Annotated in this window: 19 protein-coding genes and 1 tRNA gene; 11 read left to right on the plus strand and 9 right to left on the minus strand. The window is 70.9% G+C overall.

The features are described from left to right. Positions 1-131: 131 nt before the first annotated feature. Positions 132-593, minus strand: a complete 462-nt coding sequence (locus tag ACFY8U_RS03900; protein ID WP_389565225.1) for a YchJ family protein — start codon at positions 591-593, stop codon at positions 132-134. A 144-nt stretch (positions 594-737) separates the two neighbouring features. Between ACFY8U_RS03900 and ACFY8U_RS03905 the strand changes: the two genes are divergently transcribed. After that, on the plus strand, positions 738-2,531 hold the full coding sequence (locus tag ACFY8U_RS03905) for an FAD-dependent oxidoreductase (RefSeq protein WP_389565228.1): 1,794 nt from the start codon (positions 738-740) through the stop codon (positions 2,529-2,531). Between the two features lie 13 nt (positions 2,532-2,544). Here ACFY8U_RS03905 and ACFY8U_RS03910 read toward each other — a convergent pair whose 3' ends face one another. Continuing rightward, positions 2,545-2,931, minus strand: a complete 387-nt coding sequence (locus tag ACFY8U_RS03910) for a VOC family protein (protein WP_389565230.1) — start codon at positions 2,929-2,931, stop codon at positions 2,545-2,547. A 17-nt stretch (positions 2,932-2,948) separates the two neighbouring features. On the opposite strand from ACFY8U_RS03910, the gene ACFY8U_RS03915 reads away from it, so the two are divergent. Together ACFY8U_RS03915 and ACFY8U_RS03920 are read left to right on the plus strand one after the other, a co-directional pair. After that, positions 2,949-4,292, plus strand: a complete 1,344-nt coding sequence (locus tag ACFY8U_RS03915; protein WP_389565233.1) for a 6-phospho-beta-glucosidase — start codon at positions 2,949-2,951, stop codon at positions 4,290-4,292. A 69-nt stretch (positions 4,293-4,361) separates the two neighbouring features. Then, a complete protein-coding gene (locus ACFY8U_RS03920) occupies positions 4,362-6,266 on the plus strand; it encodes a M64 family metallopeptidase (RefSeq protein WP_389565236.1) in 1,905 nt (634 codons plus the stop codon). Between the two features lie 73 nt (positions 6,267-6,339). Here ACFY8U_RS03920 and ACFY8U_RS03925 read toward each other — a convergent pair whose 3' ends face one another. The 3 genes from ACFY8U_RS03925 to ACFY8U_RS03935 form a co-directional block, all read right to left on the minus strand. After that, complete coding sequence (locus ACFY8U_RS03925) at positions 6,340-7,146, minus strand: SAM-dependent methyltransferase (protein ID WP_389565239.1); 807 nt, start codon at positions 7,144-7,146, stop codon at positions 6,340-6,342. A gap of 77 nt (positions 7,147-7,223) precedes the next feature. Next, positions 7,224-7,460 carry a DUF397 domain-containing protein gene (locus ACFY8U_RS03930; protein ID WP_137992288.1) on the minus strand — a complete coding sequence of 79 codons (237 nt, stop codon included), beginning with the start codon at positions 7,458-7,460 and terminating at the stop codon, positions 7,224-7,226. Continuing rightward, entirely contained in the window at positions 7,461-8,324 is an 864-nt protein-coding gene (locus ACFY8U_RS03935) for a helix-turn-helix transcriptional regulator (RefSeq protein WP_361440456.1), read from the minus strand. Between the two features lie 256 nt (positions 8,325-8,580). Here ACFY8U_RS03935 and ACFY8U_RS03940 point away from each other — a divergent pair, with 256 nt between their 5' ends. The 3 genes from ACFY8U_RS03940 to ACFY8U_RS03950 are packed head-to-tail and all read left to right on the plus strand — an operon-like array spanning position 8,581 to position 10,188. Then, a complete protein-coding gene (locus ACFY8U_RS03940) occupies positions 8,581-9,018 on the plus strand; it encodes an ATP-binding protein (protein WP_389566151.1) in 438 nt (145 codons plus the stop codon). Positions 9,019-9,023: 5 nt separating this feature from the next. After that, positions 9,024-9,506, plus strand: coding sequence for a hypothetical protein (locus ACFY8U_RS03945; RefSeq protein ID WP_389565243.1), 483 nt, complete (start codon positions 9,024-9,026; stop codon positions 9,504-9,506). Beyond that, positions 9,475-10,188 (plus strand): class I SAM-dependent methyltransferase, encoded by a 714-nt coding sequence (locus tag ACFY8U_RS03950; RefSeq protein WP_389565246.1) that lies wholly within the window; start codon positions 9,475-9,477, stop codon positions 10,186-10,188. The genes ACFY8U_RS03945 and ACFY8U_RS03950 overlap by 32 nt, the downstream gene beginning before the upstream one ends. A gap of 98 nt (positions 10,189-10,286) precedes the next feature. Here ACFY8U_RS03950 and ACFY8U_RS03955 read toward each other — a convergent pair. Then, positions 10,287-10,371: transfer RNA gene (locus tag ACFY8U_RS03955), tRNA-Leu, on the minus strand. A gap of 271 nt (positions 10,372-10,642) precedes the next feature. Here ACFY8U_RS03955 and ACFY8U_RS03960 point away from each other — a divergent pair. Next, on the plus strand, positions 10,643-11,911 hold the full coding sequence (locus ACFY8U_RS03960) for a DUF2254 domain-containing protein (RefSeq protein ID WP_389566153.1): 1,269 nt from the start codon (positions 10,643-10,645) through the stop codon (positions 11,909-11,911). A gap of 12 nt (positions 11,912-11,923) precedes the next feature. Here ACFY8U_RS03960 and ACFY8U_RS03965 read toward each other — a convergent pair whose 3' ends face one another. From ACFY8U_RS03965 to sucC, 3 genes are all read right to left on the minus strand, one after another. Then, positions 11,924-13,465 (minus strand): aldehyde dehydrogenase family protein, encoded by a 1,542-nt coding sequence (locus tag ACFY8U_RS03965; protein ID WP_389565249.1) that lies wholly within the window; start codon positions 13,463-13,465, stop codon positions 11,924-11,926. A gap of 184 nt (positions 13,466-13,649) precedes the next feature. Continuing rightward, positions 13,650-14,552, minus strand: a complete 903-nt coding sequence (gene sucD, locus ACFY8U_RS03970) for a succinate--CoA ligase subunit alpha (protein WP_389565252.1) — start codon at positions 14,550-14,552, stop codon at positions 13,650-13,652. A gap of 25 nt (positions 14,553-14,577) precedes the next feature. Further along, positions 14,578-15,714: an ADP-forming succinate--CoA ligase subunit beta gene (gene sucC, locus ACFY8U_RS03975; RefSeq protein WP_389565255.1), complete on the minus strand. Its 1,137-nt coding sequence runs from the start codon at positions 15,712-15,714 to the stop codon at positions 14,578-14,580. A 145-nt stretch (positions 15,715-15,859) separates the two neighbouring features. Here sucC and ACFY8U_RS03980 point away from each other — a divergent pair, with 145 nt between their 5' ends. The 4 genes from ACFY8U_RS03980 to ACFY8U_RS03995 all read left to right on the plus strand — a co-directional run bounded on the left by ACFY8U_RS03980 (position 15,860) and on the right by ACFY8U_RS03995 (position 22,469). Further along, positions 15,860-17,554 carry a thiamine pyrophosphate-binding protein gene (locus ACFY8U_RS03980; RefSeq protein ID WP_389565258.1) on the plus strand — a complete coding sequence of 565 codons (1,695 nt, stop codon included), beginning with the start codon at positions 15,860-15,862 and terminating at the stop codon, positions 17,552-17,554. Between the two features lie 16 nt (positions 17,555-17,570). Continuing rightward, the gene (gene frc / locus ACFY8U_RS03985; protein WP_361594745.1) at positions 17,571-18,815 is read left to right on the plus strand and encodes a formyl-CoA transferase; all 1,245 of its coding nucleotides are present in this window, start codon (positions 17,571-17,573) and stop codon (positions 18,813-18,815) included. Further along, entirely contained in the window at positions 18,815-20,971 is a 2,157-nt protein-coding gene (locus tag ACFY8U_RS03990) for an acetate--CoA ligase family protein (RefSeq protein WP_389565262.1), read from the plus strand. The genes frc and ACFY8U_RS03990 overlap by 1 nt, the downstream gene beginning before the upstream one ends. A gap of 112 nt (positions 20,972-21,083) precedes the next feature. Next, positions 21,084-22,469, plus strand: coding sequence for an OFA family MFS transporter (locus ACFY8U_RS03995; RefSeq protein WP_389565265.1), 1,386 nt, complete (start codon positions 21,084-21,086; stop codon positions 22,467-22,469). Positions 22,470-22,486 lie beyond the last annotated feature (17 nt).

The following is a 22,486-nucleotide window of genomic DNA, read 5'->3' on the forward strand; positions in this document are numbered from 1 at the left end:
CTCCCGAAGTCCGGCACGTCGGGAGTCCGCCGGTCGGCACTCCCGCAGCCCGCCGTCCGGCAGTCCGGCCGTGCGGCAGCCCGCCGTCCGGCAGCCCGGCCGTGCGGCAGCCCCGCCGTGCGGCCCTCCCTTCAGGCCTCGTCGATGAAGTCGCCGTCCACGTACACCCAGGCGCCCTCGTGGCGCCGGAAGCGGCTGCGCTCGTGGAGGGAGCCGGCCTCGCCGCCGTGGGTGTAGCGGGCGACGAAGGTGACCGTCCCGGACTGGTGGAAGGCCGTGCCGTCGGTGGTGTCGCGGATCTCCAGACCGGCCCACCGCATCGACGGGTCGAAGTCGACATCCCCGGGGCGGGTCTCCGGGGCCCAGGTCCGCAGCAGATACCCGGCGTCGCGCGCGACGAAGGCGCTGTAGCGGGAGCGCATGAGCAGTTCGGCGGTGGGCGCGCCGGTGGGCCCGGAGTGGAAGCGTCCGCAGCACGCGCCGTACGTCTCGGGCAGGCCGCAGGGGCACGGCGAGCTCGCGGTGACGGCGGGCGCGGAAGGTGCGGTGGTCGTGGCGGGGCGCCGCTTGGGGCGGGTGGTGCGTCGGGACATGAGCTCATTGTCCCGTGTACGGAGGGGCGGGATCGCGCCATGTGCGCGGTGTGGCCCGCACGACGCTTCCGGGAGCCGAGGGAGGCCCTTATGCTCCTGCGCCGGACGTGACCGTTACCGCCGGTAAGTCAAAGGGGCTGGGGCATGAACCGTACGGGTACCTCGCGACGCACCTTCGTGACCACGGCCGCCGCCGTCACCGCGGCCACCGCCACGGCCACCGTCGGTGCCGTGCCGGCCCGGGCGGCGGACGGACCCGCCTCCACGCCTGCCGCGCCCCTGTCCGTCGCGGTCCTCGGCGGCGGCGTCGCCGGCCTGACCGCCGCCCACGAACTGGCCGAACGCGGGTTCCGCGTCACCGTCTACGAGCGCCGGGCGCTCGGCGGCAAGGCCCGCTCGATGGACGTGCCCGACAGCGCGCGCGGCGGCCGCCGGCCGCTCCCCGCCGAGCACGGCTTCCGCTTCATCCCCGGGATCTACCACAACCTCCCCGACACGATGCGGCGCATCCCCTTCCCCGGCAACGCCAACGGTGTCTGGGACAACCTCGTCGCCCCGGCCGAGATGTCCTTCGCCCGCACGGGCCGCGAGGACCTGCGCATCCCGCTCCCCTGGCCCGGGCACCGGCCCGCCGAACTCACCCTCGACGAGATCCGCCGCGCGCTCACCGCGCTCCTGGAGACCGCCCGCTCCATCCCGCTCCACGAGGCCGCGTACTTCGTCAACCGATTCCTGGTCTTCCTCACCAGCTGCGACGAGCGGCGGGACAGAACCTGGGAGGCGACGCCCTGGTGGGAGTTCCTGCGGGCCGAGCGGATGAGCTACGACTACCAGCGCATCCTCGCGGTCGGCCTCACCCGCAACATCGTGGCCACCAAGGCGGAGGAGGCCAGCACCCGTACGGTCGCCACACTCCTGGAGGCCTTCGCCTTCAACGCGCTCGGGCGCGGGGCGGACGGACCGCTCGACCGGATCCTCGCCCTGCCCACCAACGAGGCCTGGATCGACCCGTGGGTGGCTCATCTGACCGGCCTCGGCGTGGAGTTCCGCGTCGGCTGGACCGTACGGGAGATGGCGTACGACTCCGCGGGCGGCAGGATCTCCGCCGCCGTGATCGAGGACCCGGACGGCGTGCGCCGCTCGGTGACGGCCGACCACTACATCTCCGCCATGCCGGTGGAGCACGCGCGGCGGACCTGGGGAGCGGCGCTGCGGGCCGCCGACCCGCAGCTGGCCCGGTGCGACAAGCTGGAGACGGACTGGATGACGGGCATCCAGTTCTATCTGACCGAGCGGGCGCCGCTGCTCGCCGGGCATGCCAATCTGATCGACTCCCCCTGGTCCCTGACCTGCATCCAGCAGGCGCACCACTGGCCGGCCCGTGACTTCCCCGCCGACTACGGCGACGGCGCGGTCGTGGACTGTCTGTCGGTGGACGTCTCGGAGTGGGACCGGCCCGGCATCCTCTACGGCAGGACCGCCAAGCAGTGCACCCGTACGGAAGTCGCGCGCGAGGTGTGGGCGCAGCTGAAGGCGGCGTTCAACGACACGGGCCGCACGGTGCTGAGGGACGGCTCCCTGCACTCGTGGTTCCTGGACCCGGGCGTGGACGGCCTGGGAACGCCGAACCCGACCAACGACGACCAGCTGCTCATCCACCCGGTCGGCACCTTCCACAACCGCCCGCGGGCCGCCACGAACGTGCCGAACTTCTATCTGGCCGGCGACTACGTGGCCGTCGACATCGACCTGGCCACCATGGAGGGCGCCAACGCCTCGGCCCGGCAGGCCGTCAACGCGCTCCTCGACCGTACGGGTTCGACGGCGGCGCGCTGCACGGTCGAGCCGCTGTTCCGCGCGCCCGAGCTGGAGGCGCTCAAGCGGCACGACCGGCTGCGGTACCGGCTGGGTCTGCGCAACGCCCTCGACGTGGGGTGACCGGGCGCACCGCTCAGGGGCGGTAGCGCAGCGGATGGTCCTCGGGGACCTCGACGACGACGATCTCGACGCCGTCGGGGTCCGCGATCCACATCTCGACGAGTCCCCAGGGCTCGGTCACCGGCTCCCGCACGATGTCGACGCCCTGGTCGAGGAGTTCGCGGTGCGCGGCCCGTACATCCGCCACCTGGAGCCAGAGCCGCAGCCGTGGCTGGGGCTCGGCCGGGGCGGCGCGGCCGGAGACCTCCAGGAACCCGCCGCCCAGGAAGTAGACGGTCCCCCGGTCGGGTCCGGTGCCGAACTCGCGGTACACCGGGAGCCCGAGCCGCTCTCCGTAGAAGCGCCGGGAGGCTTCGGGGTCGGAAGGCCGGAGCAGAATCCGGCTGCTCAGTACGTGCATCGCAGTAGCGTACGACCATGAAACTGACGATTCTCGGAGGCGGCGGGTTCCGGGTCCCGCTGGTGTACGGCGCGCTGCTCGGCGATCACGCCGAAGGGCGGGTCACCCAGGTGACGCTCCACGATCTCGACGGCGGACGGCTCGCGGCGATCACCCGGGTCCTCGCCGAGCAGGGCGCGGGGGTGCCGGACGCACCGCGGGTGACGGCGACGACGGATCTGGACGAGGCGCTGCGCGGTGCGGACTTCGTCTTCTCGGCGATCCGGGTCGGCGGTCTGGAGGGCCGGGCGGCTGACGAACGGATCGCCCTCGCCGAAGGGGTCCTCGGCCAGGAGACGGTCGGCGCGGGCGGGATCGCGTACGGACTGCGGACCGTGCCGGTCGCGGAGCACATCGCCCGCCGGATCTCCGTACTCGCCCCGGACGCCTGGGTCATCAACTTCACCAACCCGGCGGGTCTGGTGACGGAGGCGATGTCGCGGATCCTCGGCGACCGGGTCGTCGGCATCTGCGACTCCCCCGTCGGGCTCGGCCGCCAGGTCGCCCGGATCCTGGGTGCGGACCCGGACGAGGCGTGGATCGACTACGTGGGTCTCAACCACCTCGGCTGGCTGCGGGGCCTGCGGGTCGGCGGCCGGGACGAGCTCCCGCGGCTTCTCGCGGACGACGAGGCGCTCGGCTCCTTCGAGGCGGGCCGGCTCTTCGGCCCGGAGTGGCTGCGGACGCTGGGCGCGATCCCCAACGAGTACCTGCACTACTACTACTTCAACCGCGAGGCCGTGCGCGCCTACCAGCAGGCCGAGCGGACCCGGGGCGCCTATCTCCGCGACCAGCAGGCCGGCTTCTACGACGAGATGGGCAAGCCGGACACGTCCGCGCTGGCCACCTGGCGCCGTACGCTCGCCGACCGCGAGGCGACCTACATGGCCGCCAACCGGGAGGCGGCGGGGATGGGCGAGCGGGACGAGCAGGATCTGGAGTCGGGCGGGTACGAGAACGTGGCCCTGGCGCTGATGCGGGCGATCGCGCGCAACGAGCGGGCCACGCTCATCCTCAACGTCCGTAACGGCACGACTCTTTCGGTACTGGACGCGGACGCGGTGATCGAGGTGCCGTGCTTCGTGGACGCGGCCGGCGCCCACCCGGTCTCCGTGGCGCCCCTTCCGTACCACGCGGTGGGTCTGGTGACGGCGGTCAAGGCGGTCGAGCGCGAGGTGCTCGCGGCCGCGGCGAGCGGATCGCGGGCGACGGCGGTGAAGGCGTTCGCGCTGCACCCTCTGGTCGACTCGGTCTCGGTGGCACGCCGACTCGTCGACGGCTACACGGCCGAACACCCGGAACTGGCCTACCTGCGACGCTGATCCGACGGCCGGACGACTGTCCGACGAACATCTTTACGCCGCAGGGGGCGCGGCATACGCTCGCGCCCCATGACCTCACCTGGCACACGCCTTCGAAGGGCGATCGCCCGTCTCACCACGGGCTGTCTGCTGACCGCCGGACTGGTGGGCGCCGGACCGGCGGTCGCCGAGTCCCCCGCGCCCGCCGAATCCGCCCTCGCCGCGGCGAACGTCGTCCCCGTCCAGCTCACCGGCCCCGCCGACAAGCGGTTCAACCTGGTGATCATGGGCGACGGCTACACCGACGGGGAGACGGCCGAGTTCCGGGCGGACGTCGAAACCCATCTGGGCGTGCTGTGGAGCATCGAGCCGTTCGCCTCGTACCGTTCGTACGTCAACGTCTGGGCGGTGGAGGTCCCTTCGCCTGAGTCGGGCGTGGACTGCGATCCGGGACTCGACGCGCCCCGGCGCGACACCCCGCTCGACATGGGCTTCTGGGGCGGCTGCAACCCGAACAGCGTGCAACGGCTGCTGACCGTCGACAGCGCGAAGGCCGCCGGCCTGGCCGATCTCGTGCCGGGCACGAGCGCCGCCAACCGGCAGATCGTGGCCCTGGCGAACAGCGACACCTACGGGGGCGCGGGCGGCAGCTACGCCACGGCGTCCGGCGGGAACGCGCTCTCCTCGCTGATCACCCCGCACGAGATCGGCCACTCCCTGGGCGGGCTCCAGGACGAGTACGACTACTACGCGCGTGGTGTCGCGGGCGGCACGTACGAGGGGACCGAGCCGACATCGGCGCACCACACCCTGCTGACCGAGGAGCGGATGCGGGAACAGCGCGCCAAGTGGTGGCGCTGGCTGGGCGAGCCGAGCGAGGCGGGCGGCGTGATCGGCCGGCACGAAGGCGGGCTGTACAGCACGAAGGGCGTGTGGCGGCCGAGCAGGCATTCGATCATGAAGACGCTCGGTTACGCCTTCGACCAGGTCGAGCGCGAGGTCATGGTGAAGGCGATCTCGGCGAAGGTGAACCTCGTGCAGGGGCACACGCCCAACTCGGCTCCGATCGGGGCCGATCGGACGGTGTGGGTCGACACCTTGCATCCGCTGGGCGGGGAACTCGACGTCGTGTGGCGGCTGGACGGCCGGACACTCGCCACCCGGAACGCCCGGACGGTCGACCTGCGTTCGCTCTCCCTCTCCCCCGGCGCCCATACCCTGACGGCGACGGTGAGCGACCCGACGCCCTTCGTGCGGGACCCGGCGGTACGCGGCTCGGCGGCGCTGACCCGCACGGTCAGCTGGACCGTCGACCGGGCCCTGACCACCCCGGGGGACGACGTCGCGCCCGCCTTCACCGGCCACACGCCGACCACGTCGCCGGTCGGCGCGCGCTCGGTGGTCCACGCCGACACCACCCATCCGATACGGCGGACACTTCCCGTCCGGTGGCGCCTCGACGGCCGGCAGGTACCCAACCCGGGCAACGACCGTGATCTGGACCTGCGTTCCCTGCGCCTCACCCCCGGCACCCACACCCTCACGGCCAGAATCCCTGGCGCGGACGCCGAGTTGAGGTGGACGGTGGACGCCCGTCCGGCGACGGGAGCGTACGAGCTGTCCGAGCCACTGCGGACGGTGAGCCGGCCCGGGCACCCGGTCGAGTACGTCTACGACGGCGAGTTCACGATGAAGCTGACGGCGCGTGACGATCAACCCGGTGCGGTGGTGAGCCAGTTCCGGGTGAACGGCGACGGCTGGTACACGTACTACGGCTGGCCGACCGACGCCGAGGCGCCCTTCCGCTTCTCGCCGGGCGGTACGGTCATCGACGATCTCGTGTACGGAAAGCTGGGCCGGAGCCGGGCGGTGCCGTGGGACGACGCGACACCGGACTACGGCACGCACACGGTCGAGTACCGGACGATCGACGCGGCGGGCAATGTGGGGGCCGCGAAGTCCTTCCTGGTGACGCTGGAGAAGCCGCGGGGCTGACGCCTCGCCGGATGAATGCGAAGGCCCGCGGACCGGGACGGTCCGCGGGCCTCCTCTCGTACAGCGGGTCCCGTCAGAGCTTGCGGCCGACGGCGGCCCAGCCCGGGATCGGGTCGTCGCCCTGGACCGGGACGACCTCGCCCAGCTCCGGGTGCCACTCGGCAGTGAGCGTGACCCCGGGCTCGACGAGCTCCAGGCCGTCGAAGAACGCGGCCAGCTCGTCGCGCGAGCGCGGCCGCAGCGTCAGTCCGCGGGCCTTGTACATGCCGACGGCCTTCGCGGCGCCCTCCGGGTCGAAGTCCCCGGTGACGTGCGAGAGGACGAGGTAGCTGCCCGGCGCCAGCTGGTCGACCAGCTTGCGGACCAGGTCGGACGCCCCGTCCTCGTCCCCCACGAAGTGCAGCAGGGCGAGCATCGACAGGGCTATGGGCCGGTCGAAATCAAGGACCTTTCCGGCCCTTTCGAGGATGACCTCCGGGTCGCGGGCGTCCGCCTGGATGTACTCGGTGGCCCCTTCGGGCGTCGAGCGCAGCAGCGCGGCCGCGTGCGCGAGCACGATCGGGTCGTTGTCGCAGTAGACGATCCGCGACTCCGGCGCGGACTCCTGGGCGATCTGGTGCAGGTTCGGCTCTGTCGGGATGCCGGTGCCGATGTCCAAGTACTGGCGTACGCCCTCGGCGCTCAACCAGCGGATCGCGCGGTGCATGAAGGCCCGGTTGACCCGCGCCATGTCCCGGCCGCGGGCATCCACGGTGAGGAGCTGCCTGGCCATCTCCTCGTCGACGGGGTAGTTGTCCTTGCCGCCCAGGAACCAGTCGTACATGCGCGCGGGATGCGGCTTGCTGGTGTCGATCCGTACGGCTGCGGGGTCCTGGGTCATCGGGGCTCCTGGTCCGGGAGTGGAACTACTGGCACTGCAGCAAGAGTTACGCGACGGTAGGGGTGTGACGGAAGGGGTCAGGTGAGCAGAAAGTCGGCCTGACCGGATTTCGCTCCCTGGATGAACGCGGCGATCTCGCCGTGGGTGTAGATGAGCGCCGGTCCCTCCGGGTCTGCGGACTGTCGCACGGCGACTCTGCCGTCGGCCAGCTTCATGGCCTCCACGCAGTTGCCCCCGTTCCCGCCGCTCCACGGCTTGTGCCATCCCTCGGCACCGAGATCCGCGGCGGGCATGCCGTTGTATATGCGATCCATTCACAGCTCCTTGCGGAGACCCCGGAGGATCTCCTTCGTGCGTTGTGCAGTCGCGGCCTGGGCCGCCATTCGGTCCATGACCTCGAGATGTGAGGCCACCTCGGGGCGCGCGTCGAGGTAGACGGCGCCGGTGAGGTACTCGCTGTAGACCATGTCCGGGAGTTCGGGCACGGCGAAGCGGAAGAGGACGAACGGTCCGTAGGTGCCGGGGTGGTGGCCGGACGAGAACTCCGCGATCTGCAGGGTGACGTTCGGCAGCTCGGACGCTTCGAGCAGCCGGTCGAGCTGGTCGCGCATCACTTCGGGCCCGTCGCCGACCGGTCGGCGGAAGACCGTCTCGTCCATGATCACCCAGAACTTCGGGGCGTCCTCCCTGGTCAGCAGGGACTGCCGCTCCATCCGCAGGGCCACATGACGTTCGATCTCCTCGGCAGTGCTGCCGCCGACCGCCCCGCTGCGCAGAATGGCGCGGGCGTATCCCTCGGTCTGCAGCAGACCGGGGACGAACTGGGGTTCGTACTCCCGGATGAGGCCGGCGGCCCCCTCCAGGCTGACGTACATGGAGAACCAGCCGGGCAGCACGTCGTGGAACCGCTGCCACCAGCCGGGAAGGTTGGCCTCTTCGGTGAGGGCGACGAACGCCTCGGCCTCGGAGTCCGTGATGCCGTACGCCTTCAGCAGGAGCTGTACGTACGGGATCTTCAGCGCGACTTCCGCGGTCTCCATGCGGCGGATGGTGGCCGGGGCGACACGGAGGATCCTCGCGGCCTCCTCCCGCTTCAGGCCGGCCCGCTCGCGCAGATCCTGCAGACGCTTGCCGAGAACGACCTGTCCCACCGTGGGGGCGGACCGCGGCTCGCTCACTCTCAGACCTCCCCGACGCGCTGTTTCGCCTGAGTGTGCCACGAACACGGCCAGAGAGAACACCGCACTCTGCAATTTTCAGAGTGCCACTTGCCAAGTGTCCGCGTCGGGAGCAAAGTATTCCGGTGAACCAGTACGCGCTGCTGCCGCGCGCCGCCACGGGGGGCGACTCACGGCACTGCTTACCCACTGTTGTGAGGAACCGGTCGTGGCTTCTGGTAACGCGCTTCCCTCAAGTCTCATGAGCCCCCGCGTCATGCAGCAGCGCCCACGCACCGATGCTCTCCGTCACGACGTCCGCCGGTTCGCCTTCGAACTCCCCGCCCGCACGGAGTCGGTCTCACGCGCCCGCAGACTGGCGGAGGAGCGGCTCATCCTCTGGGGCTGCGCCCCCGACATACGTGACACGGTGACGCTGATCGTCTCCGAGCTGGTCACCAACGCGGTCGTGCACACCGCGAGCAGGCATGTCGTATGTGAACTGCGCGAAGGGGAAGAGCAGTTGCGCATAGCGGTACGGGACGAGGGCGGCCTGGGCGACCCCCGGATCCGCGACTGCGGCGAGGAGGAGCGCGGCCGCGGGCTGGTCCTCGTGGAGGCGCTGTCCCACGCGTGGGGAGCGGACAGTACGGGACACGGCACGGCACGCGTCGTCTGGGCCGAGCTGGCCCACGGCATGGGGTACACGTGCTGAGGTCGATGGCGACCCTCCTGACGCCGAGGTCGCGCAGGCCCTCGGACACGCCGGGCCCGTCGCTCGGCTCTTCGCCCGACCCGGCGACCTCGACGCGCCTGGTGGTCCCGGAGGACTTCCGTACGACGCTGGGCTGCGACGCGGTGGGCGTGCCGGCGCGCTACGGCTTCCGGATCCTGTCCCGGCTGCCCGCCAAGGGCTGTGTCTACGCGGACACGGACTGGTGGTGGTGGCTGGTCCCGACCGGCTCCGACCTGGACGTGATCTGGCCCCTGCCCTCCTGCTACGCCCCCGGCGCGGAGGTCCCCGACCGCAGCCCCCGTCTGATCCACCACCCCGACGGCACCTCTCCGTACACCCCGCCGATCCCTCTCTATCTGCTGACCTGCCAGCTGACCGGGATCGCACCGTCCTGGACGGCCCTCCGCACGCCGAGTGACGGCGTAGTGTCGGGGCATGTTCACCCCTCAGGGCCCGACCGCCCGTGAGCTGACCGTCCAGGCCCTCTCCTCGGTGGAGCACGGGTACGACCTGCTGGCGGCGAAGTTCGACGCGACGCCGTTCCGCACGTCGGAGCCGGTGCTGTCGGCGGTGACGGACGCGCTGCGCCCCCTCGGCCCCTTCGACGCGGGCCTCGATCTGTGCTGCGGCACGGGCGCGGGCCTCTCCGTCCTGCGATCGCTGTGCGCGGGCTGCAGGGTCACGGGCGTCGACTTCAGCGCCGGCATGCTGGCGGAGGCCCGCCGGGCGCACCCGAAGGCCACCCTGGTCCGCGCGGACGCGCTCGCGCTCCCCTTCGCGCCCGCGTTCGACCTGGCGGTCAGCTTCGGCGCCTTCGGCCACTTCCTCCCGAAGGATCAGCTCACTCTCTTCCGCCAGACCCACGCGTCCCTCCGCCCGGGCGGCCTCCTCGCCTTCCCCCTCCCGGCCCCACCCCGCGTCGGCTCGCTCCCGTACTGGACGCTGCTGGGCTTCGACGCGGCGATGCGGGTACGGAACGCGCTGTGGCGGCCGCGCTTCGTCATGTACTACCGCACGTTCCGCCTCGCGGACGTCCGGGACCGGCTGACCCGTGCGGGCTTCGCGGTGGAGACGGCGGCACTGGACTCCCTGGGCCGCCAGGAGGACGGCAGCCCGCGGTGCCGGCTGGTGGTGGCGCGGAAGGCATAGCTCCGGACAGCGCCGCTGCCGGGCCGACGGTGAGGCGCCCTCGAAAGGCGTTGGAAACGCGGAACGGCCCCAGATGAACTGGGGCCGTATCCGATCTGTGTCCGAGGGGGGACTTGAACCCCCACGCCCGATAAAGGGCACTAGCACCTCAAGCTAGCGCGTCTGCCATTCCGCCACCCGGACCAGGTGTTGTGTCGTCCCGGGGTGTTCCCCGCGGCGACATGGATAACTCTACCAGGGGTTTGAGGTGCCTTTCACCCACGTTTCCCGTGGTCAGTGAGGTGCGGCGGGCGCCCGGTCCTTGATCAGGTCCGGGCGTGTCGCGGCGGCGCACAGAGTGTCGCCGTACGCATACGAGGAGTCGCGGCCACCGCCGCCTAGCCTGCGCTGGGTGAGCAACCTCTTCGAAGACCGCGGGGCACCCGGCCGCGGGGCCACGTACCGCAGGCCCCGGATGCTCTCGCCCCTGCGGGAGCATCTGCGGGACACCTTCTGGTTCGCCCCGGTCGCCGCGCTGATCGGCATCTTCGTGCTGTGGCTGATCGCCTCCGCGATCGACTCCGCCATCGTCGGGTACCTGCAGGACGAGCAGGCGTACGACGAGGTCACCGAGCTCATCGGGATCGTCGAGGACGCCAAGACCATCGTGACGACGATCAGCTCGGCGATGATGACCTTCATCGGTGTCGTCTTCTCCATCTCGCTGGTCGCCGTCCAGATGGCCAGCGGACAGTTCAGCCCCCGCATCGTCCGGATCTTCATCCGGAGCCGCATCACCAAGGCGGCCTTCTCCGTCTTCCTCGCGACGTTCGCGCTCTCGCTGCTCGTCCTCACCTCCTACGACAGCGAGACCGATCCGCGGTACGTGTCGACCGTGCCGCTCGTGTCGTCGGTGCTGACCTTGGCCATGGTCGCCCTGAGCCTGCTGCTCTTCGTGGCGTACGTGAACTCGACGCTGCGGCTGATGCGGGTGGGGCACGTGGTGGACCTGATCACCCGGGAGGCGTTCGGCGTCCTCACGAAGCAGCCCTGGTACGTGGGTGAGCTCGCCGACGTCGGGGAGGCGACCCACCATGTCCTGCACCGGGGGCGCGCCGGGGTGCTGCGGGATGTGAACGTCGCGCTGCTCGTACGGCTGGCCCAGCGCCACGGCGTGGTGCTGCGGATGCTGCCGAGGATCGGGGACTTCGTGGTGCCGGGGACGCCCATCCTGGCCGTGCACGGCGGAACCGTGCCCCGGCGGATCGGGGCGGCGGTCTCGGTCGGTGTCGAACGGACCTTCCACCAGGACCTCGCGTTCGGGCTCCGGCAGCTCGCGGACATCGGACTGCGGGCCCTCTCCCCCGCCGTCAACGACCCGACGACGGCCGTGCAGTGTCTGGACCGGATCACCCAGTTCCTGGCGGCGGTGGCGAACCGCCCGTTGGGAGCCGTCCACCACCGCGACCGTAAGGGCACGGTCCGGCTGGTGCAGGACGTACCGGACTGGACGGATCTGGTGGATCTCGGCCTCACCGAGATCCGGGGCTGCGCGCCGGGCAGCCCTCAGGTGTCACGGCGCATGCTGGCGGGGATCGACGATCTGCTCACGCTGGTTCCGGCCGAACGCCGGGAGCCCCTGATCCGGCACCGCACGCTGTTGACGCAGCTGGTGGAGCGTACGGCGCCGGAGGCGGCCGACCGCGCCTTCGCGCTGGAGGCCGACCGCCAGGGAATCGGGTGAGCCGGCGACGGCCTACGGCATCAGGTGGTGGTCGGGGAAGTTGCCGGGCAGCCGCTCGCCCTCGGGGCCTTCGGTGACGGCCTTGACCAGCAGCTCGCCGCCGACGAACGCGCCGCGCCAGGAGGCGCCGAAGCCGCCGAACAGCTCGTCACGGTCGCCGCGGGAGCGCGGGGCGCCGTGCCCGGTCTTGAAGGCCCGGATCTGCGGGGCGAGCCGGGCGTACGTCTCCGGATCGTCGGTGGCGAGCGTCGCGACGAGCGCCCCGTTGGAGGCGTTCATGGCGGCGAGGAGCTCTGCCTCGGTGTCGACCAGGACGATCGTGTCGACCGGGCCGAACGGCTCGGCGTGGTGGAGGGGTGAGGACGGGGGCGGGTTGAGGAGGGTGACGGGCGGGAGGTACGCCGAGGTGTCCTGCCCCGGCAGGAAGCGGCCGTCGGCGAGGGAGCCGCGGTGGAGCGGGATCGCGCCCCGGTCGACGGCCTCGGCGACCTGGTCGCCGAGCTCCTTGGCCTTGGCGGCGTTGATGAGCGGCCCGAAGTCGAGGTCGGGGAGAGCGTCGTCCGGGTGCTCGACGGCCAGCGGATGCCCGAAGCGCAGGGCGCGGACGGGTGGGAGGTAGGCGGCCAGGAAGTCGGCGAACCGGGTGCGCTCGACGACGAAGCGGGGGTAGGCGGTGCAGCGCTGTTTGCCGTAGTCGAAGAGCTTGGGGATCACGGCGGTGAGGGCCGGCCAGTCGGTGTGGTTCCAGATGCCCCACGTGTTGAGGCCCTCCTGTTCGAGGATGTGGCGTTTACCCAGGTCGGCGACTGCGGTGGCGATCCGCGCGCCGGTGTCGCGGCCGCCGACGAACGAGACGCAGCCGATCTCGGGGGCGCGGACGAGGGCCTCGGAGAGCTCGCCCCCGCTGCCGCTGACCAGGGTGATCGGGACGCCCTCACGGGCGGCGAGCGCGGAGGCGAGGGTGAGGCAGGCGAGGCCGCCGTCGGTCGGGGTCTTGGCGATGACGGCGTTCCCGGCCAGCGCCTGGACGAGCAGGGCGTGGACCAGCACGGACATCGGGTAGTTCCAGCTGGCGATGTTGGAGACGGGGCCGGGCAGCGGGGTGCGGCCGTCCAGCATGGTGTCGATGCCGTCGACGTACCAGCGCACGCCGTCGATCGCGCGGTCGACGTCCGCCTGGGCGAGCCGCCACGGCTTTCCGATCTCCCAGACGAGGAGGAGGGCGAGCAGCTCGCGGTGCTCGGTGAGCGCGTCGAGGGTGGCGGAGACGCGGGCGCGGCGCTCGGGGAGCGGGATGTGGCGCCAGGCCCGGTGCTGGTCGAGCGAGGCGCGGACGGCCTGGTGGGCGGTGGGGGCGTCGAGGCGCGGCGGACCCGCGACCGGGCTGCCGTCGACTGGGCTGGTGGCGGGGAACGCCCGCCCGTCGGGCTGCCAGGTGCCGGCCCAGAGGTTGAGGACGGTGTCGTCGCGGAACGCCTCGGGGGCGGCGGCCAGACAGCGCTGCCAGGCGTCGGCCCAGGCGGTGCCGGGCTTGAGGAGGAGGGTCGGGGCCATGGGTGATCTCCGCTCTCGGTGCACAGTCGGGCGGGAGGTGGGACGGCTGGGGGCGCGGTGCGGTGGGGTGGGGGCGGGGTGCGGTGGGGGTGCGGTGGGGGCGGGGAGGCGGGGGCGGGCTGGCTGGGACGGGGCGCGGTGGGTGGGGCGTGAGCTCGGCCGCTGGGGCGTGAGCTGGGGCGCGTCAATCGTGGGTGAGGTCCCGGGGGCTCGCCAGGCGGGAACGCACGAGGGCGGCCGTCTCCGTGGGGGTTGCGCCGACCTGGACTCCGGCCGCTTCCAGGGCCTTCCTCTTTCCCTCCGCCGTACCGGACGATCCGGAGACGATGGCTCCGGCGTGGCCCATGGTCTTGCCCTCGGGGGCCGTGAACCCGGCGATGTAGGCGATGACGGGCTTGGTGATGTGCGCCGCGATGTGGTCGGCGGCGCGCTCCTCCGCGTCGCCGCCGATCTCTCCGATCATGACGATCAGGTCCGTGTCCGGGTCGGCCTCGAAGGCGCTGAGGCAGTCGATGTGGGTGGTGCCGACGACCGGGTCGCCGCCGATCCCGACCGCGGACGAGAAGCCGTACTCCTTCAGCTCGTACATGAGCTGGTAGGTGAGCGTGCCTGACTTGGAGACGAGTCCGATCCGGCCGGGCTCGGCGGCGATGTCGGCGGGGATGATGCCGGCGTTGGACTGGCCGGGGCTGATCAGGCCAGGGCAGTTGGGGCCGATGATCCGGGTGCCGTGGGCGCGGGCCTGTGCCTGGAAGGCCACGGCGTCGTGGACCGGGATGCCCTCGGTGATGACGACGGCGAGGCCGATGCGGGCGTCGACCGCTTCGAGGACGGCCGCCTTGGCGAAGGGCGGCGGGACGAAGACGACCGTGACGTCCGCTCCGGTGGCGTCCATGGCCTCCCGGACGGAGCCGAAGACGGGAATTCCGCGGCCGTCGAGGACGACGGTGGTGCCCGCCTTGCGCGGGTTGACACCGCCGACGACGTCGGTGCCGGAGGCGAGCATCCGGCGGGTGTGCTTCATGCCCTCGGCGCCCGTCATGCCCTGGACGAGGACCTTGCTCTGCTTGGTCAGGAAGATGGCCATGGGGTTCACATCCCTTCAGCGTGCCTCAGCGGTTGGCGAGTTGAGCGGCGCGGGCGGCGGCGCCGTCCATCGTGGTGACCTGCTCGACCAGCGGGTGGGCGCGGGCGTCGAGGATGGCCCGGCCGCGCGCGGCGTTGTTTCCGTCGAGGCGTACGACGAGGGGCTGGGTGAGGTGGACGGAGTCCAGGGCCCGGACGATGCCTTCGGCGACGGCGTCGCAGGCGGTGATGCCGCCGAAGACGTTGACGAGGACGGCCTTGACGTCGGGGTCGGAGAGGATGACGTCGAGGCCGTCGGCCATGACCTGGGCGGAGGCGCCGCCGCCGATGTCGAGGAAGTTGGCGGGGCGGGCGCCCCGGCCGGCGACGACGTCGAGGGTGGACATGACGAGTCCGGCTCCGTTGCCGATGATGCCGACCTCTCCATCGAGCTTGACGTAGGTGAGCCCCTTGGCCGCGGCGGCGGCCTCCAGCGGTTCGGCGTCGGTGTCGCGCACCTCTGACGCGTCGCCCCAACGGGCCTGTCGGAAGCGGGCGTTGTCGTCGACGGTGACCTTGCCGTCGAGGGCGAGGATCGCGCCGTCGGTGGTACGGACGAGGGGGTTGACCTCGACGAGGAGGGCGTCCTCGCGGACGAGGACCTGCCAGAGGCGGGCCAGTACGTCGGCCGTCTCCGCCGGGAGCCCGGCGGCGGTGGCGATCTCGGCGGCCTTGGTGTCGGTGACCCCTTCCGCCGGGTCGACGGGGATACGCGCGACGGCCTCGGGGCGGGTGGCGGCGACCTCCTCGATGTCCATCCCGCCTTCGGCGGAGGCGATCGCGAGGAAGGTGCCGGCCGCCCGGTCGAGGACGAAGCTCACATAGAACTCGTCCTGGATGTCGACGGGTTGGGCGATCATGACCCGGCGGACCGTGTGGCCCTTGATGTCCATACCGAGGATCTGGCGGGCGGTGATCTCGGCGGCGGCCGGGTCGGCCGCGAGCTTGACCCCGCCGGCCTTGCCCCGGCCACCGGTCTTCACCTGCGCCTTGACGACGACGCGTCCACCGAGGAGTTCGGCGGCGTGGCGGGCCTCGCGTGGGTGGTCGACGACGGCCGCGTCCGGGACCGCGATGCCGTAGCCCTTGAAGACTTCCCTTGCCTGGTGCTCGTACAGGTCCATCTCGGCTCCCTGACTCGAAAGTGCCGCACACCCCCTGGACACCATCCAGGCGATGCGGGATAACAAGCTTCATACAGTATTCGTCGACTGTATGCAATCGACCGCGATCACCCTCAACTCCCCTACGAAGGGACAGGACTTCGCCATGTCCGACGACAGCCAGCAGCCTCAGCAGGAACGCATCTCCGGCGGCCATCTGGTCGCCAAGGCCCTCAAGGCGGAGGGCGTGGACGTCATCTACACGCTCTGCGGCGGCCACATCATCGACATCTACGACGGCTGCGTCGACGAGGGCATCGAAGTCGTCGACGTACGCCACGAACAGGTCGCCGCTCACGCCGCCGACGGGTACGCCCGGATCACCGGTAAGCCCGGCTGCGCCGTGGTCACCGCCGGTCCCGGCACCACCGACGCGGTCACCGGAGTCGCCAACGCCTTCCGCGCCGAGTCACCGATGCTTCTGATCGGTGGTCAGGGAGCCCACACCCAGCACAAGATGGGCTCGCTCCAGGACCTCCCGCACGTCGACATGATGACGCCGATCACCAAGTTCGCCGCGACCGTGCCGGACACGGCCCGCGCGGCGGACATGGTCTCCATGGCGTTCCGCGAGTGCTACCACGGTGCGCCAGGGCCCTCCTTCCTGGAGATCCCGCGCGACGTCCTGGACGCCACCGTCCCGGTGGAGAAGGCGCGGGTCCCCAAGGCCGGGCAGTACCGGGCCTCCGCCCGCAGCGCCGGCGACCCCGAGGCGGTCGAGCGGCTCGCCGACCTGCTCGTGCACGCCGAGAAGCCGGCCGTCCTGCTGGGCAGCCAGGTCTGGACGACCCGGGCCACGGACGCGGCCGTCGAGCTCGTACGGACCCTCAACATCCCCGCGTACATGAACGGCGCCGGACGCGGCACCCTGCCGCCGGGCGACCCTCACCACTTCCAGCTCTCCCGGCGCTACGCCTTCTCCAACGCCGACGTCATCGTGATCGTCGGTACCCCCTTCGACTTCCGGATGGGCTACGGCAAGCGGCTCTCCCCCGACGCCACGGTCGTCCAGATCGACCTCGACTACCGGACCGTAGGCAAGAACCGTGACATCGACCTCGGGATCGTCGGCGACGCGGGGCTGATCCTGAAGTCGGTCACCGAGGCCGCGAGCGGCCGGCTCAACGGCGGCGCCACCAGGCGCAAGGCCTGGCTGGAGGAGCTGCGCACCGCCGAGCAGACCGCGCTGGACAAGCGGCTGCCGCAGCTCCGCTCGGACGCCTCGCCGATCCACCCGTACCGCCTGGTCAGCGAGATCAACGACTTCCTCACCGAAGACTCGATCTACATCGGCGACGGCGGGGACATCGTCACCTTCTCCGGGCAGGTCGTACAGCCCAAGTCCCCCGGGCACTGGATGGACCCGGGCCCGCTCGGCACGCTCGGCGTCGGTATCCCCTTCGTCCTCGCCGCCAAGCAGGCGCGCCCGGACAAGGAGGTGGTGGCGCTCTTCGGTGACGGCGCGTTCTCCCTCACCGGCTGGGACTTCGAGACCCTCGTCCGCTACAACCTCCCCTTCGTCGGGATCGTCGGCAACAACTCCTCCATGAACCAGATCCGTTACGGCCAGGCCCAGAAGTACGGCCTGGAGCGCGAGCGGGTCGGCAACACCCTCGGCGACGTGCACTACGACAAGTTCGCGCAGATGCTGGGCGGTTACGGCGAGGAGGTGCGGGACCCCGCCGACATCGCGCCGGCGCTGCGCCGGGCCCGCGAATCCGGGCTGCCGTCGCTGATCAACGTCTGGGTCGACCCCGACGCGTACGCCCCCGGAACCATGAACCAGACCATGTACAAGTGAGAGGCCGGTCACCGTCATGACCAAGGCACAGGGCACCAAGGCACTCGAAGGCATTCGCGTCCTCGACATGACGCATGTGCAGTCCGGTCCCTCCGCCACGCAGCTGCTCGCCTGGCTCGGTGCGGACGTGGTGAAGCTGGAGGCTCCCTCCGGGGACATCACCCGCAAACAGCTACGGGACCTTCCGGACGTCGACTCGCTCTACTTCACGATGCTCAACTGCAACAAGCGGAGCATCACCCTCAACACCAAGTCCGAGCGCGGCAAGGAGCTGCTCACCGAGCTGATCCGTCGCAGCGACGTCATGGTCGAGAACTTCGGCCCGGGGGCCGTCGACCGGATGGGCTTCACCTGGGATCGCATCCAGGAGATCAATCCACGAATCGTCTATGCCTCCATCAAGGGGTTCGGGGACGGCCCGTACACCAACTTCAAGGCGTACGAGGTCGTCGCACAGGCCATGGGCGGCTCGATGGCCACCACCGGGTTCGAGGACGGGCCGCCGCTGGCGACGGGCGCCCAGATCGGTGACTCCGGCACCGGCATCCATGCCGTGGCGGGGATCCTGGCGGCGCTCTTCCAGCGCGAGAACACCGGGCGGGGGCAGCGGGTGAACGTCGCGATGCAGCACGCGGTGCTGAATCTCTGCCGGGTGAAACTGCGGGACCAGCAGAGGCTGTCTCATGGGCCGCTCTCCGAGTATCCCAACGAAGATTTCGGCGAGGAAGTCCCTCGTTCGGGTAATGCTTCCGGCGGGGGCCAGCCGGGCTGGGCGGTGCGATGCGCCCCCGGCGGACCGAACGACTACGTGTACGTCATCGTCCAGCCCGTCGGCTGGGCGCCGATCTCGGAGCTCATCGGCCGGCCCGAGCTCGCCGAGGATCCGGAGTGGGCGACGCCGGAAGCCAGGCTGCCCAAGCTCCCCAAGATGTTCCAGCTGATCGAGGAGTGGTCCTCCGCACTGCCGAAGTGGGAGGTCCTGGAGCAGCTCAACGCCCGGGGCATTCCCTGCGGGCCGATCCTGTCCACCAAGGAGATCATCGAGGACGCCTCGCTGGTCGCCAACGAGATGGTGGTCGAGGTCCCCCACCCCGAGCGCGGCACCTTCACGACGGTGGGCTCCCCGCTCAAGCTCTCCGACTCCCCGGTGGAGGTCGTCACCTCCCCGCTGCTCGGCGAGCACAACGAAGAGGTGTACGTCGGCGAGCTCGGGCTCGGCGACGAGGAGCTGAGGTTGCTCAAGACGAGTGGGGTGATCTAGTGACGGCGCACAGCTTCGACCGGCAGGCCGTACGCGACCTGCTGGACGCGGTCAGGGCGGAGGGGCGCACCGCGCTCACCGCGCCCGAGGGGAAGACGATCGCCGACGCGTACGGGATCGCCGTACCGGGCGAGGCGCTCGCACGGGACGTGGACGAGGCGGTGGCGCAGGCCGACCGGCTCGGTGGGCGGGTGGTCCTGAAGATCGTCTCCCCCGACATCCTGCACAAGACCGACGCCGGCGGTGTCGTCGTCGGGGTGGAGGGAGCGGCCCAGGTCCGCGAGGCGTTCTGCCGGATCGTCGAGAACGCCCGGGCCTACGCTCCCGACGCGCGCATCGACGGGGTGCAGGTGCAGCAGATGCTGCCGCCCGGTCAGGAGGTCATCGTCGGCGCCGTCACCGATCCGGCCTTCGGCAAGGTCGTCGCCTTCGGGCTCGGCGGAGTGCTCGTGGAGGTACTGAAGGACGTCACCTTCCGGCTCGCGCCTGTGACCGCCGACGAGGCGGTGTCGATGCTGGACTCGATCAGGGCGGCGGAGATCCTGCGCGGGGTGCGTGGGGCGCCGGCCGTGGACCGGTGGGCGCTCGCCGAGCAGATCCGGCGCGTCTCCCGACTGGTCACCGACTTCCCGGAGATCGCCGAGGTGGACCTCAACCCGGTGATCGCCACGCCCGACGGTGCCACGGCCGCCGACATCCGCGTCATCCTCGCCTCCGAAGTGCCCGCGCCACGGAGGACGTTCGGCCGCGAGGAGATCCTGCGGTCCATGCGGCGGCTGATGCAGCCCAACGCGGTGGCCGTGATCGGGGCCTCCAACGAGACCGGGAAGATCGGCAATTCGGTGATGCGCAACCTCATCGACGGTGGCTTCCCGGGGGAGATCCATCCGGTGAATCCCCGGGCCGATGACATCCTCGGCCGCAAGGCGTACAAGAGTGTCACGGACGTTCCCGGTGAGGTGGATGTGGCGGTCTTCGCGATCCCCGCTCCGTTCGTGGCGGCGGCGCTCGAGGAGGTGGGCCGCAAGGGCGTTCCCAACGCGGTGCTGATCCCGTCCGGCTTCGCCGAGACCGGGGAACACGCCCTGCAGGACGAGATCGTGGCCGTGGCGGAGCGGTACGGAATCCGGCTCCTGGGCCCGAACATCTACGGCTACTACTCGACCTGGCAGGACCTGTGCGCGACGTTCTGCACGCCGTACGACGTCAAGGGGGGTGTGGCGCTGACCTCGCAGTCGGGCGGGATCGGGATGGCGATCCTGGGCTTCGCCCGTACGACGAGGACGGGTGTGTCGGCGATCGTCGGGCTCGGCAACAAGTCGGACATCGACGAGGACGACCTGCTGACCTGGTTCGGTGAGGATCCGCGTACCGACTGCATCGCGATGCATCTGGAGGACCTCAAGGACGGGCGGGCCTTCGTCGAGGCGGCCCGGCAGACCGTGCCGAAGAAGCCGGTGATCGTCCTCAAGGCCGGGCGCACCAGCGCCGGGGCACGCGCGGCGGGCTCGCACACGGGCGCGCTCGCGGGCGACGACGCGGTGTACGACGACATCCTGCGGCAGGCGGGCGTCATCCGGGCGCCGGGGCTGAGCGACATGCTGGAGTACGCGCGGGCCCTGCCCGTACTGCCGGCACCGCGAGGGGACAACGTCGTCGTCATCACCGGAGCCGGCGGATCCGGGGTGCTGCTGTCGGACGCGATCGTCGACAACGGGCTCCGGCTGATGGACATCCCCGACGACCTTGATGCCGCCTTCAAGGCGTTCATCCCGCCCTTCGGGGCCTCGGGCAACCCCATCGACATCACGGGCGGCGAGCCGCCGTCCACGTACGAGGCGACCATCAGGCTCGGTCTGGAGGACCCGCGCATCCACGCGCTCGTCCTCGGCTACTGGCACACCATCGTCACTCCCCCGATGGTGTTCGCCGAGCTCACCGCGCGCGTGGTGGCGGAGTTCCGCGACCGGGGCATCGAGAAGCCGGTCGTGGCCTCCCTCGCGGGCGATGTCGAGGTCGAGGAGGCGTGCCAGTACCTCTTCGAGCGGGGTGTCGTGGCGTATCCGTACACGACCGAGCGGCCCGTGGCGGTGCTCGGCGCGAAGTACCGGTGGGCCCGCGCGGCGGGACTCCTGGGCGGTGGTGCGGTGAGCTGAGCGACAGCTCGAACCACGGGGCTCGCGGCGGCCGCATGCCGCGGGCCCCGGTGCGAAGGGAACGGACAGGGGGCGCTGGCCAGACTTCTTCCACGCGAGGGGTTCGATCTCCATGACGACAACCGACATCACCACCACCCTCCCTTACAGAGAGGTGACGGACGCCAACGGCCGCACGTACCGGCTCGGTGAGACCGACGTCGACCTGATGGGCCGCACACGCAAGTGGATGGTCATCCTGCCCTGGGTGGGCATGATGGGCATCAGCTCGGCGGAGTACGCGTTCGCGTCCGCCGAGGACACGCTGCACAGCGCGCACAGCTGGAGCAGCGCGCACATCTTCTGGATGCTCGGGGTCTGGGTGTTCTTCCAGGCCGCGGTGGCCTTCCCGGCCGGAAAACTGCGCGAGAGCGGGCGGCTGCCCGCCCGCTGGGCGATGATGCTGGGCGCGGTGGGCACGCTGCTCGGCTATGTCTCGCTCGCCTTCGCCCCCCATGTGATCGTCGCCTACATCGGCTTCGGCATGTTCAGCGGTATGGGCGCGGGCATGGTCTACGCGACCTGCGTCAACATGGTCGGCAAGTGGTATCCCGAGCGGAAGGGCGGGAAGACCGGCTTCGTGAACGGCGGCTTCGCCTACGGCTCGGTGCCGTTCGTCTTCATCTTCACCGGCTACATGGATCTGACGAACTTCCGCTGGGTTCTGGTCTCCGTCGGTGTCTTCCTGGCGGCGATGGTCGCGGTGGCCGGGTACTTCTTCCAGGACCCGCCGAAGAACTGGTGGCCGGCCACGGTGGACCCGCTGAAGAAGCCGGACGACCCGCGCGCGAGGCGGGCGCTGGAGAAGAACCCGCCGGCGGTGAAGCAGTACACGCCGATCGAGGCCTGGCGGACCGGGCGGGTCGCGCTGATGTGGTTCTGTCTGCTCTGCACCTCGGGCGTGAACATCTTCGGCATCGCCTTCCAGGTCCCGTTCGGTGACGAGGCGGGCTTCGCGGGCGGAATCGTGGCGACGGCGATGTCGCTCAAGGCCATCGTGAACGGCACCGGCCGCGGTGTGATCGGCTGGCTCTCGGACCGCTACGGCCGCAAGCAGTGTCTGATCTTCGTCTGTATCGTCCTGGGGCTCGCCCAGTACGGCATCCTCTGGTCCGGCAACATCCACAACCTGCCGTTGTTCCTGGTGTTCTCCAGCATCTCGGGCTTCGGCGGTGGCGCGATCTTCCCCATGTTCGCGGCGATGACGGCGGACTACTTCGGGGAGAACAACAACGCCTCCAACTACGGCCTGGTCTACAGCTCCAAGCTGGTGTCGGGTCTGCTCGGCTCCGGTATGGGCGCGGTCGTGGTCGCGGCCTGGGGCTATTCCGGCGCCTTCGTGCTGGCGGGGTCGATCTCGCTGTTCGCCGGCTGCGTGGCGGTGTTCCTGCATCCGCCAGGGCGGCCGCGGGCCCGCCGGACGACGGCGAACCCGCGGCCGATCAGCCGGGACGTGTGAGCGTCATGGGCCGCCGG

Origin of the sequence: Streptomyces sp. NPDC012508, from assembly GCF_042902595.1 — a bacterium.
Classification (GTDB): Bacteria; Actinomycetota; Actinomycetes; order Streptomycetales; family Streptomycetaceae; genus Streptomyces.